General features: G+C 67.9%; 15 protein-coding genes. 9 read left to right on the top strand and 6 right to left on the bottom strand.

Going from position 1 to position 14,754, the window contains the following annotated elements:
* Positions 1 to 36: 36 nt before the first annotated feature.
* The 5 genes from IBX18_RS26765 (at position 37) to tuf (ending at position 4,719) form a co-directional block, all read left to right on the top strand.
* Entirely contained in the window at positions 37 to 807 is a 771-nt protein-coding gene (locus tag IBX18_RS26765; protein ID WP_194836262.1) for a deoxyribonuclease IV, read from the top strand.
* Between the two features lie 59 nt (positions 808 to 866).
* On the top strand, positions 867 to 2,084 hold the full coding sequence (locus tag IBX18_RS26760; RefSeq protein WP_194836261.1) for a CaiB/BaiF CoA-transferase family protein: 1,218 nt from the start codon (positions 867 to 869) through the stop codon (positions 2,082 to 2,084).
* On the top strand, positions 2,081 to 2,239 hold the full coding sequence (locus IBX18_RS26755) for a hypothetical protein (RefSeq protein ID WP_159080695.1): 159 nt from the start codon (positions 2,081 to 2,083) through the stop codon (positions 2,237 to 2,239). Before IBX18_RS26760 ends, IBX18_RS26755 begins: the two co-directional genes overlap by 4 nt.
* Entirely contained in the window at positions 2,236 to 3,165 is a 930-nt protein-coding gene (locus tag IBX18_RS26750; RefSeq protein WP_194836260.1) for a hydroxymethylglutaryl-CoA lyase, read from the top strand. Before IBX18_RS26755 ends, IBX18_RS26750 begins: the two co-directional genes overlap by 4 nt.
* A 375-nt stretch (positions 3,166 to 3,540) precedes the next feature.
* A complete protein-coding gene (gene tuf / locus IBX18_RS26745) occupies positions 3,541 to 4,719 on the top strand; it encodes an elongation factor Tu (protein WP_194836259.1) in 1,179 nt (392 codons plus the stop codon).
* 51 nt (positions 4,720 to 4,770) lie between these two features.
* Here the strand turns inward: tuf and cqsA are convergent, their stop codons facing one another.
* The 4 genes from cqsA to IBX18_RS26725 all read right to left on the bottom strand — a co-directional run bounded on the left by cqsA (position 4,771) and on the right by IBX18_RS26725 (position 8,930).
* Positions 4,771 to 6,009, bottom strand: coding sequence for an alpha-hydroxyketone-type quorum-sensing autoinducer synthase (cqsA, locus tag IBX18_RS26740; protein WP_194836258.1), 1,239 nt, complete (start codon positions 6,007 to 6,009; stop codon positions 4,771 to 4,773).
* Positions 6,010 to 6,242: 233 nt separating this feature from the next.
* On the bottom strand, positions 6,243 to 7,496 hold the full coding sequence (fmdA, locus tag IBX18_RS26735) for a formamidase (RefSeq protein WP_194836257.1): 1,254 nt from the start codon (positions 7,494 to 7,496) through the stop codon (positions 6,243 to 6,245).
* Positions 7,497 to 7,512: 16 nt separating this feature from the next.
* On the bottom strand, positions 7,513 to 7,791 hold the full coding sequence (locus IBX18_RS26730) for an FmdB family zinc ribbon protein (RefSeq protein WP_194836256.1): 279 nt from the start codon (positions 7,789 to 7,791) through the stop codon (positions 7,513 to 7,515).
* 65 nt (positions 7,792 to 7,856) lie between these two features.
* Entirely contained in the window at positions 7,857 to 8,930 is a 1,074-nt protein-coding gene (locus tag IBX18_RS26725; RefSeq protein WP_194836255.1) for a substrate-binding domain-containing protein, read from the bottom strand.
* 64 nt (positions 8,931 to 8,994) lie between these two features.
* Here IBX18_RS26725 and IBX18_RS26720 point away from each other — a divergent pair, with 64 nt between their 5' ends.
* The 4 genes from IBX18_RS26720 (at position 8,995) to IBX18_RS26705 (ending at position 13,869) form a co-directional block, all read left to right on the top strand.
* Positions 8,995 to 9,432 carry a MarR family transcriptional regulator gene (locus IBX18_RS26720; protein ID WP_306796432.1) on the top strand — a complete coding sequence of 146 codons (438 nt, stop codon included), beginning with the start codon at positions 8,995 to 8,997 and terminating at the stop codon, positions 9,430 to 9,432.
* A gap of 81 nt (positions 9,433 to 9,513) precedes the next feature.
* The gene (locus IBX18_RS26715; protein WP_194836254.1) at positions 9,514 to 10,290 is read left to right on the top strand and encodes an ABC transporter ATP-binding protein; all 777 of its coding nucleotides are present in this window, start codon (positions 9,514 to 9,516) and stop codon (positions 10,288 to 10,290) included.
* 11 nt (positions 10,291 to 10,301) lie between these two features.
* Complete coding sequence (locus IBX18_RS26710; RefSeq protein ID WP_194836253.1) at positions 10,302 to 12,815, top strand: ABC transporter permease; 2,514 nt, start codon at positions 10,302 to 10,304, stop codon at positions 12,813 to 12,815.
* A gap of 226 nt (positions 12,816 to 13,041) precedes the next feature.
* Positions 13,042 to 13,869 carry a phosphatase PAP2 family protein gene (locus IBX18_RS26705; protein ID WP_194836252.1) on the top strand — a complete coding sequence of 276 codons (828 nt, stop codon included), beginning with the start codon at positions 13,042 to 13,044 and terminating at the stop codon, positions 13,867 to 13,869.
* Positions 13,870 to 14,068: 199 nt separating this feature from the next.
* On the opposite strand, the gene IBX18_RS26700 is transcribed toward IBX18_RS26705, so the two are convergent.
* Entirely contained in the window at positions 14,069 to 14,497 is a 429-nt protein-coding gene (locus IBX18_RS26700) for a PIN domain-containing protein (protein WP_194836251.1), read from the bottom strand.
* Positions 14,494 to 14,733 (bottom strand): AbrB/MazE/SpoVT family DNA-binding domain-containing protein, encoded by a 240-nt coding sequence (locus tag IBX18_RS26695; RefSeq protein ID WP_194836250.1) that lies wholly within the window; start codon positions 14,731 to 14,733, stop codon positions 14,494 to 14,496. The genes IBX18_RS26700 and IBX18_RS26695 overlap by 4 nt, the downstream gene beginning before the upstream one ends.
* Between the last annotated feature and the right edge of the window lie 21 nt (positions 14,734 to 14,754).

Genomic DNA, 14,754 nt, shown 5'->3' with positions numbered 1-14,754 from the left:
GGCTCGCTGTCGGTGGTGGTCGTTAAGCTGGCCCTCATGCAGATTGGCGCACATGTCCGGCTCGACGGCGATCCGATCGGCTTCGGCGAGAAACTCGGCGCCGACGTCATCCAGATGTTCGTCGTCGACCCGCAGAGCTGGGACAAACCCACCCCGCACCCGCGGACCGAGGAGATCGTGGCCAGCCCGATCGACGTGGTGGTGCACTCGTCCTATCAGATCAATGTGGCGAGCCTGAACAATCGCCTGCGCATGCCCTCCCGCAACGCGGTCGCCCAGCAGGCCAAGGCCGCCGCCGACCTCGGCGCGATCGGTCTGGTCGTGCACGGCGGGCACGTGCGCTCGGACGCCGAGCTGGCGACCGGCGTCGACAACTGGCGCAAACTGTTCGAACGCCAGCAGGACAAGGGTGGCTTCGCGGTGCCGATCCTCATCGAGAACACCGCGGGCGGCAACCACGCGATGGCCCGGCATTTCGATTCGATCGCCCGATTGTGGGACGCCGTCGGCGATTTCGGCGCGGGCTTCTGCCTCGACACCTGCCACGCCTGGGCGGGCGGCGAGGAACTGATCGGCGTCGTCGACCGCATCAAGGCGATCACCGGCCGCATCGACCTGGTGCACCTGAACTCCTCGCGCGACGAGTTCAACTCCGGCGCCGACCGGCACGCAAACTTCGCCGACGGCACCATCGACCCCCAGCTACTCGCCGAGGTCTGCAAGACCGCCGACGCCCCGGTCATCCTGGAAACTCCCGCCGACGGGGTCGCCGAGGATCTGGCTTACCTGCGCGAGCACGTGGGGTAGATGGGTCCCAGCGAGGTGTCGTCGTGCGCTGCCGCTCGGGCCCCTGAGACACTGGTGCGATGAGTATTCGGCCGTTGGACGGTGTTCGCGTCCTGGAGCTGGGCAATTACATTGCCGCGCCGACCGCCGGGCGCATCCTCGGCGACTTCGGCGCCGAGGTCATCAAGGTGGAGCGGCCGAAGGCGGGAGACGAGCTGCGCAACTGGCGGCTCTACGGCGGCGACACCTCCATGCTCTACCGCACCGTCAACCGGAACAAGAAGTCGATCACGCTGGACCTACGCAGCGAAGCGGGCCGCGCCGTCGCGCTCGACCTGGTCCGCCGGTGCGATGTACTGCTGGAGAACTTCCGGCCCGGGATGCTGGAGAAGTGGGGGCTCGGCCCGGAGGTGCTCAACGCGGCGAACCCCGATCTGGTAATCACCAGGATCTCCGGCTACGGGCAGACCGGGCCGCACGCGTCCCGGCCGGGCTTCGCCGCCGTCGCCGAGGCGGTCGGCGGCCTGCGCGAACTGATGGGCGAACCGGACCGGCCGCCGGTGCGCACGGGCGTCTCGATCGGTGACTCGATCGCGGGCGTCTATGCCGCCTTCGGCACCGTGATGGCGCTGTTCCAGCGCGAGCGCAAGCCGGACGAGACGCCGATTCCGTTGCGCGAGCGGGTCATCGACGTCGCCCTCAACGAGACGATCCTGTCGGTGATGGAATCCCTCGTGCCCGACTACCTTGCCTACGGCATCAAACGCGAACGCACCGGCGGTCTGGTCGAGGGCATTGCCCCGAGCAACGCGTACCCGTGCAGCGACGGCGTCAGCATTATCATCGGCGGCAACGGTGACGCCATCTTCCAGCGCTACATGCAGGTGATCGACCGCCCCGACCTGGCCGCCGACCCCGACCTACACGACAACGCGGGCCGCTGGCGCAACCACGACCGCCTCGATGCCGCGATCACCGAGTGGACCAGCAGGCACACGCGCGCCGAGGCACTGAAGATCCTGGAGGCCGCGGGCATCCCCTGCGGCCCCATCTACACCGCGGCCGACATCGTCGCCGACGAACAGTACAAGGCGCGCAACATGATTCAGCAGTTCTCGGTGGATGTCGGTGCGGCGGAACCGAAGTCGGTCGGCTTCCCCGGCATCGTCCCGGTGATCGGCGAACAGTCCCTGCCCATCCGTAACGTCGGACCCGATCTGGGGGAGCACACGCACGAGGTGTTGTCCGGGCTACTCGGCATGAGCGACAGCGAGATCGACGCCTTGGAGGCGAAATGAGGGAAGACCGCAGGCGACCACCGCGACGCGGCCCACGCGACATCCGTTCGCCGGGATTCACCCGGCCGACCGTGCATCCGAACCCCGCGGGTGTGCACGAAAAGCCGTGGGGCGGCGTGATGTGCGCGCCGCGGCAGGAGCGGGACGAGCGGTGAGCTCGGCGATCCTGCGCGACGTCACCCTGCGCGACGGCTTGCAGCTCACCGGAAAGGTGTTGCCGGTCGAGCAGAAGGCCGACCTCGTCCGGCGGCTGCTCGGGCTCGGCGTGCCCGCGCTGGAGATCGGCTCGATGGCCCGGCCCGACCTGGTGCCGCCGATGGCCAACACCATGGAGCTCATCGCCGCGCTGAGCCCCGAAGAGCTGCAACACTGTTGGGTGTGGGTGGCCACGCCGCGGCACGTCGAGAAGGCGGCCGCGGCGGGGGTGCGCAATTTCCAGTACTGCTTCTCCGTCTCGGACGCGCACAACAAGGCCAATATCGGCCGTAGCACCGAGGACAGCGTCGCCGCCATGCCCGACGCGGTCCGGCTCGCCACATCCGTGGGCGGCTCGATCCAGCTGTGCCTGGCCACCAGCTTCACCTGCCCGTTCGACGGCCCGGTCGATCCGGAGCGGGTCATCGCCATCGCCAACGACCCGCGCACCGCGGGCGCCGACGACATCGTCCTCGCCGATACCCTCGGCCAAGCCCATCCCGGCGAGGTCGCCGCACTGGTCTCCGCCGTCCACACGCGAACCCCCCAGCGCCGCATCGTCTTCCACGGCCACGACACCTGGGGCATGGGCGTAGCCAACACCCTGGCCGCCATCACGGCCGGCGCCACAATGGTCGACGGTGCGCTCGGCGGCCTAGGCGGCTGCCCCTTCGCCCCCGGCGCCAGCGGCAACACCGCCACCGAAGACATCCTCTTCGCCACCCGCCCCACCTGGTTCACCCCCACCACCCTCGCCACCCTGGTCGACCTCTCCGAAAACCTCCGCGCCGACCTCGGCGAACCGAACCGCTCCCGCACCGCCGAAGGCGCACGATCAAAAGCCGAAGCCTTCGAATGGGTCAGCCAGCGGTCCACCGGCTCATGACATCCGTCGGCGTCCGGTAAACACCCAGACAGCCGCCGGGCGGTGACGCTCGTGTGCACGGCGAGCCTTCGCACGGCGGTGGCCGATTGCGCGGCTCCCGGCACCCGGAAAATGCGTCGCGCTCAGCGGGTCTCGACGCTTACCATTCCCAGCATGTTCAGCTACGCCATCGTCGCATCGTCCGCAGTCGCGGGCGCGATGGCTGCTGTCCTGGCCGCCTCGGCAGCATCTGCCGCGCAGCTCGACGGAGCCCGAAGCTGACCTTCCCCGGGATGTCCCGGGACCTCGGACGGGGAAGGTCGCCCCGTCGCTGAGGTCCCGCTCGACATCGTCGGGCACATTCGCTCGTGCCCGCCAGGCAAGCCAGGAAAAACCATGTCCAAGAAGACCTATGTTCGCACCAAGCCGCACCTCAACATCGGCACGATGGGCCACGTCGACCACGGCAAGACCACGCTCACCGCGGCGATCACCAAGGTGCTCGCGGAGCGGGGCGGCGGCAGCTTCGTGCCGTTCGACCGGATCGACCGGGCGCCGGAAGAGGCGCAGCGTGGCATCACCATCAATATCGCGCACGTCGAATACGAGACGGCGACCAGGCATTACGCGCACATCGACATGCCGGGACACGCCGATTTCGTGAAGAACATGATCACCGGGGCGTCCCAGCTGGACGGCGCCATCCTGGTGGTTTCGGCGCAGGACGGGGTGATGCCGCAGACCGCCGAGCACGTGCTGCTGGCCCGTCAGGTCGGCGTCGAGCACATCGTCGTTGCCCTGAACAAGGCCGACGCGGGTGACCCGGAGCTGCTCGACCTGATCGAGCTGGAGGTGCGTGAACTGCTCACCGCGCAGGGCTATCCCGGCGCCGACCTGCCGGTCGTCCGGGTTTCGGGCCTGCGTGCGCTGGACGGCGACGAGCGGTGGACGGCCGCGCTGCTGGAGCTGCTGGACGCCGTCGACACGCACGTGCCGACCCCGGTCCGGTACACCGACGCGCCGTTCCTGCTGCCGGTGGAGAACGTCCTCACCATCACCGGCCGCGGCACCGTGGTCACCGGTGCGGTGGAACGCGGCCGGGTCCGGCTCGGCGATCGGGTGGCCGTGCTCGGCCTCGGTGACGAGCTCACCTCGGTCGTCACCGGCGTCGAAACCTTCGGCCGCACCATGGATGTCGCGGAGGCGGGCGACAATGTCGCGCTGCTGCTGCGCGGCGTGCAACGCGATCAGGTCCGCCGCGGCCAGGTCGTCGTCGAACCCGGCAGCGTCGCCGTGCACAGCGTGTTCACCGCGCGTGTCTACCTGCTCGGCGCGGCGGAGGGCGGCAGGCGTACGCCGATCACCACCGGCTACCGCCCGCAGTTCTACATCCGCACCGGCGACGTGGTCGGCGACGTGACGCTGCCCGGCGACATCCGGGTGGCGATGCCGGGGGAGACGGTCGAGGTGACCGTCGAACTGGGCCGCCCGGTGCCGTTGGAGCCGGGTCTGGGCTTCGCCATCCGGGAGGGTGGCCGCACAGTCGGCGCGGGCACTGTGCTCGCCACCGGCTAGCGGTGTGACACCGTGCGCGGGGACTTCTCGGTCCCCGCGCACGGCGGTCGCTCAACCGGCGGTGGCCGATGTCTGCGCGTGTCTGGGTGGTGGTGCGCTCGGCTTGGGAAACGGCTCGACCGGTGGCATCGCGCCGAACCGGGTGCGAACTTCGGTGCACGCGTCGATGATCCGGTCGACGGCCTGGTCGGTGAGACCGGCATGCAAGCAGAAGCGGATCAGCGTGTGATTGCGTGCGGTGGTGGGCGGGCACAGCAGGGTGCCGAAAATGCCGCGGATCTCCAGGAAGTCCCGGATGGCGGCGGCCCGCAGGTCCGGTCCGGCCTGGAGCGCGACGATGTGGCTGGCCGAGCCTGCCAGGTCGAATTCGAGCGTGGTCAGCGCCCGCCGCACCATGGTCGACAGCTCGCGTAGTCGCTGGCGCCGCCAGTTGTCGGTCCGGATCATCTCGAGTGTCGCGGCCAGTCCGGCGATCTCGTACGGCAGCATGGTCGAGGAGAAGACCGCCGGATGCGACTCCAGCTTGAAGTAGTCCACGAAATCGATGCTGTTCGCGCCGACGAACCCGGCTCGGCCGCCGAAGGCCTTGGCCAGGCTGGCGATTCGGTACGGCACCCGATCGGTGAGGCCGAGCGCCGCCACCATCCCCGCCCCGGCGGGACCGTCGGTGCCCAGCGCGTGCGATTCGTCGACGACGAGCACACTGTCGGTTTCGTCGGCGATATCGCACATGTGGGTCAGCGGGCACCGGCTGCCGGTGTTGCCGTAGATGGCGTCCACCGCGATGATGCCCGGCCCGTGCGCGCGAATCTGTTCGCGTAGGTGACCGGGAAAGTTGTGCCGGAACGAATAGATCGGCGCCCCCGCCGCCCGCGCGCCGTGCCAGAACGACATGTGCGCGAATTGGTCGATGTAGACCGGAGTTTCGGCGTCCGCGATCGATTGGAGCAACCCGACGGTCGCATTCCAGCCGGATTGGCAGAGTATTCCGGCGGGCGACCGTAGATGATCGGCGAGCGCACGTTCCAGCAGCACCTGCGGATGGTCGTCGCGCAGGAACGCGCTCGCGGCGAGTCTTCCGGAGGTCGGGGCGCGTAGCGCGGTCTCGAGCGCGTGGGTGATCCGCGGATCGGCCCACAGCGCCAGATAGTCGTTGCTGGTGAGCACGACATCGCCGTGGTCGGGGACACCGCCGTGCAGAATGTGCCGCCCGCCCCAGTGCCCGGCGAGTCTGCCCGACTGAAAGCTATCGACGCGCAGGCGAATCCGTTCGGCGACAGTAGGGCCCATGGAACTCCTTTCGCTACCAATAGCTACTTCAGAGCACACGCCTCTCGATTGAACCACCGTGGCTTCGGGCCAGGGCGATATTCGGTAACTTGACGGATGACCACTAATTCGCCTGCGTACGAACGCCGACCGCACGGTTTGCCGCAGTTCTGTGTGCGGTCACCCGCAATGATTCAGCAATCGCACAGCGGGCCGGTTGTGGCCGGCGCGCACAACCGGCACGGCGTGGTTGGTCAGCGGGTGGCGCGCGGCGCGCCGGGGCCCGGGTCGATCCGAGTCGGACCGGCTGCGGTCGGGAGCACGGGGAAGTCGAAAATCGCGGTCGGAATGTACACGGTGGCACAGGAATTCGGGATATCGACCACACCGGAGAACCGGCCCTCGATGGGCGCGGCGCCGAGTAATAAGTAAGCCTGCTCCGGGGAGTAGCCGAACTTGGTGAGGTAGTCGATGGCGTGCAGGCAGGCCCGTTCGAACGACAGCTGCGAGTCGAGATAGCGCTGTTCGCCGTCGAGGGTCACCGAGGTGCCCGAGAAAGCAAGGTACTCAGAATAATTGGGTCCGGAGTTACCCGGAACGAAGATGGCGTTCTCGCTGACGCCGTAGAGTTCCATGCCGTTCTTGATGAGATCGACCCGCAGGTCGATGAATCCGCCCATCTCGATGGCGCCGCAGAAGGTGATCTCGCCGTCGCCCTGGGAGAAGTGCAGGTCGCCCACCGAGAGATGCGCACCGTCGACGAACACCGGGTAGAACACCCTGCTGCCGCGGGTGAAGTTCTTGATGTCCTGGTTGCCGCCGTTCTCCCGCGGCGGCGCGGTGCGCGCGGCATCCGCGGCGACCCGATCGAATTCGGCGCCAGTGAGCGTGCCGAGGACGGCGTCGCGTGGTTCGGGCGGCAGCGCCAGCGGCGGCACCCGGTGCGGGTCGGTCGCGATCAGCGCCTCCTCCCGGGCGTTCCATTTCGACAGCAGCGCGGCGGACGGCGCGGTACCCATCAGGCCGGGGTGCGTCATGCCGGTGAACTTCACACCGGGGATGTGCCGCGAGGTGGTGGCCTGACCGCTGAAATCCCAGATGGCCTTGTAGGCGTCGGGGAAGTGTTCGGTGAGGAAGCCGCCGCCGTTGTCGGTGGCGAAAATGCCGGTGTAACCCCAGCCCTGACCGGCGAGGGGTCCCGCGTCCTCCTGCGGGATGGGGCCGATGTCCAGAATGTCGACGATGAGCAGGTCGCCGGGCTGCGCGCCCTCGATCGCGAACGGACCCGACAGGCAGTGCACCGTGCTGAGCGGAGCGTTCAGCACGTCCTCGGCGGAGTCGTCGTTGCGGATGGCGCCGTCGAACCACTCGCGCACGTGCACGCGGAACTCGTCGCCCGGTTTCACGGTCACCGCGGCGGGGATGTCGGGGTGCCACCGGTTGTGGCCGACGACCTTCTGCTCGGTGAACCGCTTGCTGGAGTCGAGCGGGAACAGTAACTCGGGCATGGTGCTTCCTTCGGGGTCAGGGGCGGGGCAGCTTGCGGTGCAGCGGATTACGCGTCACCGGCACGGACCGGCGCGGCGGTGGCCCGGCGACGACCGACGGTTCGCTCGCGGTGCGTTCGGTCATATCGATCAGCCGGGTGGCCGACGAACCGGGCCGGATCAGCGCCGCGACGCCGAACTGTCGTTTGCTGCTCGACGCGCAGTCCGGGCACGGCGCGGCGGCGGGCACGTCGGCCATCGTGAAGGTGAGATCGAAGCCGCCGCAGGCGCGGCAGTGGAACCAGTAGAGGGGCACGGAGACCTCATTATTTCGGCAGGTCGCCGCAGCGAAACCGCAAGGTGAAGTTCGTGTTACGAGATTCAGGAGTTCAGTTCGGCGAGCACGCTGAATTCGAGCGCGTCGGCGTCGGCCAGATAGACCGGCTGGGTGGTGTGCGCGCCGCGGACCCGCACCTCGCCGCGCGGGCCGCCGTAGCTGACCCGAGGGGCGTTGCGTTCGATGGCGCGCAGGTCGAGGCTGCGGGCGGACTCGGCGAGCGAGGCGAACAGCAGCAGTCCCTCGTAACAGGATTCGCCGATGTTGTTGAGCGCGGGCCCGGCCGCGCCGAACTCGTGCAGGTAGCGCGCGCCGAAATCCATCCCGGCCGGCGACACGACGCTCTCGAAATAGCCACTGGCGGTGAATAATCCGCGCGTGCTGTCGGCGCCGCCCGCGTACAGCACGTCCTCGCCGATCATCATGCTCAGCCGCAGCCTGCCGTCGTCGAGTCCGGCCTCGGCGAACGCCAGGTTGAACGCGGCACAGTCCGCGCCGACCATGAACAGCAGCACGCCCTGCGCCGGGGAGCGGCGGACCAGCTCCAGCGCCTGCCGGAAGTCGCGGCCGCCGAGTGGGACGAAGGCCTGCCCGACCACCTCGATATCGGTGGTCAGCGCGAATTCCCGGGTGGCCCTTGCGGTTTCCCGCGGCCACACGTAATCGTTGCCGACCACGCACCAGCGGCGGATGCCGTGCTCGGCGCGCAGCCAGCGCAGCGCGGGGAACAGCTGCTGCTCCGGGGTCTCGCCCACCATGTAGACACCGTCGGAGTCCTCGCCGCCCTCGTAGAAGGTGGTGTAGACGTAGGGCACCCGGCCCGCGGTGTGCGGGGTGATCACCTTGCGCGCGTTGGACAAATGCCAGCCGACGACGCCGTCGACCATCCCGGTGCCGACCATCCGGTCGATCGTCGCGGCGAGCACGGGCAGCGGCGCGCCCGCGTCGACGGGGTGCAGCCGGACCGGCCGATCGAGGATGCCGCCCGCGGCGTTGATGTCGCCGATCGCCAAGGCGGCGCAGGCCTCACAGGAGGGCCCGAACATGCCCGCCGTGCCGCTCAGCGGCACCACCAGCGCGATGTCTACCGTGGATCGACGAAAACCGGAGCGCGACAACGGAAATCACCACCGTATATTTCCATTTGAATATTTACCATACGGGGTTGGCTATAGTACTGCTGTGGACGATAGCACCGCCCCCGCCGCGCTGGAGGAGCTGGCCCGGCTTGTGCGCAGGGCATCGCAGGAACTCGACCGGGCCATCGCGACCAGCCTCGGCGAGAGCTCCGTCGCGCGCTGGCACGTCCTGGCCGCAGTGGTGGACGGCGTCGGCCACCCCATGTCGCACCTCGCGGAGGCGACCCTGCTCACCGGGGCCAACCTGACCCGGTTGATCGACGGGATGATCGCCGACAACCTGGTGCACCGCAAAGTCGACGACACCGATCGCCGCCGGGTGCTGGTGTTCCCGACCCGCCGCGGCCTGCTCGCCTACCAGACGATGAACCGCGCCGTCGGCGCCAGCGGCCTCGATGTGCTCGCCGCCAGTCATGGACGATTGGCCAAGTCGCTGGCCGCCATGGTCGACCAACTGCACAGCGAACCCGCTACCACGTAAACCGCCGCGGCGCATCGATACCGGAGGAGTCGGGGAATTCCCTGATGGCGCGCGGGGGCGAACCCGGTAAGACTGGTGTGCATGACTTCGCAAGCTTTGGGTTCCGACACCGCCGAAGTGGCGGTTCCGACCGATGTCGCGGCCCGCGCTATCGACCTGGTGAAGGTCTACGGGTCGGGAGATACGCAGGTCCGAGCCCTGGACGGGGTGTCGGCCGAGTTCGCGAAGGGGGAATTCACGGCGATCATGGGCCCCTCCGGGTCCGGCAAGTCGACCCTGATGCACTGCCTGGCCGGACTGGACAGTGCGAGCACGGGCACCGTTCGCATCGGTGATACCGACCTGGCCGGGCTCTCGGACAAGCAGATGACGCGGCTGCGACGGGACCGGATCGGCTTCGTCTTCCAGGCGTTCAACCTGGTGCCGACGCTCACCGCACTGGAGAACATCACGCTGCCGCTGGACATCGCCGGCCGCAAACCGGATCAGGAGTGGCTGGACACCGTGCTGAAACGGCTCGGCCTCAACGACCGGCTCACCCATCGCCCCAGCGAGTTGTCCGGCGGGCAGCAGCAGCGGGTGGCTTGCGCGCGGGCGCTGGCGGCCAAGCCGGAGATCATCTTCGGCGACGAGCCGACCGGCAACCTGGACTCCAAGGCCTCCGAGGAGGTGCTGTCGATCCTGCGGGCCGCGGTGGACGAGTTCCGGCAGACCGTGGTGATCGTCACGCACGAGCCGCACGCCGCCGGGTTCGCCGACCGGGTGGTGTTCCTGGCCGACGGGAAGATCGTCAACGAGATGCGGGACCCGACCTCGGAAACCGTGCTCGATCGGATGAAGGCGCTGGAGCAAGCCTGATGGGTAGTCCGATGCGCAAGGTTGCTCTGCGCAACCTTGCGGCACACAAGGTTCGGCTGGCGCTCACCCTGTTGTCGGTGGTGCTCGGCACCGCGTTCATCGCGGGCTCGTTCGTGTTCACCGATACGCTGCAGCGCACGTTCGACGGCATCTTCGCGGGTCAGGCGAAGGGCGTCGACGTTCGGGTAAGCCCCAAAGAGCGTCAGGCGCAAGGGATTCCGAACAATATCGTCGACGAGCTGCGCAAGTATCCTGGGGTGCGCACGGCCGCGCCGAGCGTGAACGGCGTCGTGGTGCTGCTGACACCCGACGGGAAGAAGGCCATCCAGACCGGTGGCGCGCCCACCTTCGGGCAGTCGTATCTCCCGCCGGAGCAGGCGGTCGCCGAACCGAACAAGTTCGTACAGGGCGCCCCACCCACCAAACCGGGCGAGATCGCGCTGAACACCACCGGTGCCGAGCGAGCGGGATTGAAGCTCGGCGAGCACACCAAGGTGATGATCCCGTCGCAGGGCAATCCCCTCGATGTGACCCTCACCGGCATCTACGAGGTGCCCTCGGACACCGGCGGTTTCATCGGTGTGCTGTTCGACGACAGTCAGGCGCGCAAGCTGTTCACCGACGGGCTGCACGTGGCCTATGTCGATCTCGCTGTCGCCGGCATACCGGGTGACCAACTGCGCGACGACCTCGCGAAGGAGCTGCCGAACTACAAGGTGCAGAACGGTGATCAGGTGCGCGAAGACCTGAAGAAGGAAGTCTCGAACGCGCTCAACTTCATCAACTACTTTCTGCTTGCGTTCGGCGCGATCGCGCTGATCGTCGGCACCTTCATCATCTACAACACCTTCTCGATGATCGTCGCGCAGCGGCTGCGCGAACTCGCGCTGCTCCGAGCCGTCGGCGCGAGCAGACAGCAGGTCGGCCGGTCCGTCGTCGCGGAGGCGTTCGTTATCGGATTGGTCGGCAGCGCACTGGGTTTGGCCGGTGGTGTCGGCCTGGCGTTCGGCTTGTCCGCGGTGCTCAACGCCTTCGATCTCGGGTTGCCCACCGGATCGATGGCGGTGCTGCCGCGCACCATCGTGGTCGGGTTGCTCGTCGGCCTGGCGGTAACGGTGCTCAGCGCCTACGCCCCGGCCCGGCGGGCGGCGAAGATCCCGCCGGTCGAGGCGATGCGCGAGGAATTCGCTTCGGCCGGTGACTCTTTGCGGGTGCGCACGCTGGTCGGCGTGGTGCTCGCGGTGGCCGGTGGCGTGCTCGTGTACGTCGGCGCGCAGTCCACCGGTGGCAACGCGGCGTTGACCGTCGGCATCGGAGCCCTTGCACTGATTCTGGCGGTGCTGTTGGCCGCGCCCGCACTGTCGCGGCCGGTGGTGGCCGGGCTCGGCGTGCTCATCGGCCCGTTCGGACCGATCGGGCGAATGGCACGCAACAATGCCGCGCGCAACCCACGCCGTACCGCCGCAACGGCTTTCGCGCTCACCCTCGGGTTGATGCTGGTGACCGCGATCGGCATGCTCGGCGCCTCGGCGAAGGCGAGCGTCGGTGTGCTGGTGGATAAGGGCGTGCGATCCGAATATGTGCTCGCGGGACAGCAATTCGTCGGAGTGCCGTTCGGTGCGGCCGACGCGGTCCGCAAGTCGGTGCCCGGCGTCGCCGACGTCGTCGGGATTCGCGGGGTCGGCTTCAAGATCGGTGACGATCAGGTCGGCGGCGCCTCGCCGGACGGACAGCTCGATCGGGCACTGAACTACGAAATACTGCGCGGCAGTGCGACACTCGGCGATCGCGACATCCTGGTGTCCGAGGACGAAGCCGACAAGCGCGGCTGGCGGGTCGGCCAGCAGGTGTCGCCGACCAGTTTCGACGGCAAGAAGGTGCCGCTCACCGTCACCGGCATCTACCGCAAGACCCCGCTGCTCGGCGCGTTGGTGGTGTCGCCGGTGGTGTACAAGGAGGTCGTGCCGGTCAACTTCCAGAGCAACTTCGTGGTGCTGGTCACCGCCCAGCCCGGCACGGACCTCACCGAGCTGCGCGCCGATCTGGAGAAAGCGGTCGAACCGTTCCCGGTGGTCCAGGTGCAGAACCGGGAGGAATTCAAAGGCGCGCAAGGGCAGCAGATCAACACGCTGCTCGCCATCCTCTACGGCCTGCTCGCGCTGGCGGTGGTGATCGCCATCCTCGGCATCGTCAACACGTTGGCCTTGTCGGTGGTGGAGCGGCGCCGCGAGATCGGCATGCTGCGCGCGGTCGGTATGCAACGTGCTCAAGTGCGGCGGACCATCTATCTGGAATCCATGCTCATCGCCGTGTTCGGCGCGATCGTCGGGATGCTGCTCGGACTCGGTCTCGGGGTGGGGTTCCTGCGGACACTGCGTGATCTCGGTCTGGATCAGATCGCCATCCCGTGGTCTCAGCTGGTGCTCGTTCTGGTCAGTTCGGCGGTGGTCGGCGTATTGGCCGCGCTCTGGCCCGCGGTGCGTGCGGCTCGCACTCCACCGTTGGCGGCAATCGCCGACCTGTAGCAGTGCGTTGTCCGGCGGGCCCCGATTTTCGGGGCCCGCCGTTTTTGTGCCCTGGGTTCGAATCTGGTGTCCCCACAGCAGGTCTGGCGCGGGTCGGTCGATCGCTCTGTCTCCCTGATCACCCTTGTGGAAATCGGCTGGCCGGCGCTGCTAAGTTAAACGGAGGATATAACTCCACTTAATTGCCGGGATCGGCCTGGTTCAACGGAGAAGGAGGCCGCAGGCAATGGTGGCTGTGGGTCTTGATGGGCCCGGTGCGGGTCTGGAGTTCGCGCCGAGCGGGCTCGTCGAGCGGGTGCGGGCGGCGGTGCACGGTCGTGGTGGCGAGGCGGCGGGGCAGTTGGCGCTGATCACCGTGCTCTATCTCGGTTATCGCGTCGGCCGGATGTTCACCGCCGACGACACGGTGCGCGCGTTCGGCAACGCGCGTGGTCTGCTCGGTCTGGAGGATCGGCTCGGGCTGCCGGAGGAGACCACGGTGCAGTCGATCTTCGTGCACCGCGACTTCTTCGCCGTGCCTGCCAACTTCTATTACGCCACCGCGCATTTCACCGTTGCGGTGGCGGTCTTATTATGGCTGTGGATGTTTCGGCCCGAGCATTATCGATGGACGCGAAACCTGATGGTGGCGTTGACCGCTGCCGCCCTCGTCGTGCACGTTCTGGTTCCGCTCGCGCCGCCGCGCATGCTGCCGGAGCACGGTTTCGTCGATCTGGCGGCGGTGCACGGTCAATCCGTCTACGGCTCGGCCGAATCCGGCGGACTGTCGAATCAGTTCGCCGCCATGCCGTCACTGCACGTCGGCTGGGCGTTGCTGCTCGCGTTCGCCGTCGTCGCCGCGACGCGCACGTCGTGGCGCTGGCTCGCCCTGGCCCACCCGGTGCTCACCACCGTGATAGTCGTCGGCACCGGCAATCACTACTGGCTGGACATCATGGTTGCGGTCTGTTTGCTAGCTGTGGCCGCCCTGCTGCACCCGAAACTCGTCCCGACTGCGGCGACCGCCTGGGGCATCATGGGTCCCGTTATCGCAAAACCAGCCGTGACCAGCTGAAACCAGTCGCGCGGTGGTATGCCGAACTCGGCTCTTCCCCGCGATCTCTGTCGTACGATCTCCTGAGCTGTCCGGTTCGCCCGTTCAGATAGGAGCCCGATGGATCTCTCCACCCTCTCCACCCTGCTCGGCATCGCCATCCAGCTGGTCAACCTGGCCTCGGCCCTCTCCAGCCTGTCCGGGTGAGTCGGGTTTCGAGTCAGGGCAGGCGGCCCTTGCTGTCGGGTAGCGGGTGGACTTTGCCGCCTTCCAGACGCACCACTTCGGCGAGTGCGGGATCTGCGGTGGCAAGGGGAAGTTGCTCGGACAGTGCGGTAGCCGCGGCGACGCAATCGGCCAGGCTCACGGCCATCCGTTCGCGGTGGTAGTGCCGCGTTCGCAAACGTCCGGCGAGTACCCCCAGTTGGGCGGTCACCGGGGCGAGTCGCATGCCGATCGAGGAGAGCAGCGCGATGTCGGCCTCGACGTCGTCCGGGTGGCGGCCGTAGACGCGGGCGAGTTGGTCCATCACTTCCGCGGCATTCGCGGTGGACATGACGCTGGGCTGGGCGAGCAGACCCGCGACCTCATGGGCTGACGGTTCGGCGCGGAAGTACGCGATCACCGCGTACGCATCGAGGACGGTCACCGTGGCCTGCTGGTCGGATCGGCGGAGCGCTCTGCCGCGCGGGCATCCTCGCTGTCGGGCCCCGGACCTGCGTGCGCACCCAGCAGGGCGCTGACCGGGTCCTCGGGTATCGGCCGCACGATCGCGTAGTCGCCGCGATCGATGACGAGCACAGACGAAGCGCCCCACCGGCGGCGCAGGTCCGCTGGGAGGGAGATTTGACCGTTTCCGGTCACCTTGGCGTGTGCCGAGCTCATGGATTGATAGTACTACCTATC

It is taken from the genome of Nocardia sp. XZ_19_369 (genome assembly GCF_015355715.1).
Classification (GTDB): Bacteria; Actinomycetota; Actinomycetes; order Mycobacteriales; family Mycobacteriaceae; genus Nocardia.
The sequence above is the reverse complement of the archived record's forward strand: the minus strand, read 5'-3'. Positions and strand labels throughout refer to the sequence as shown.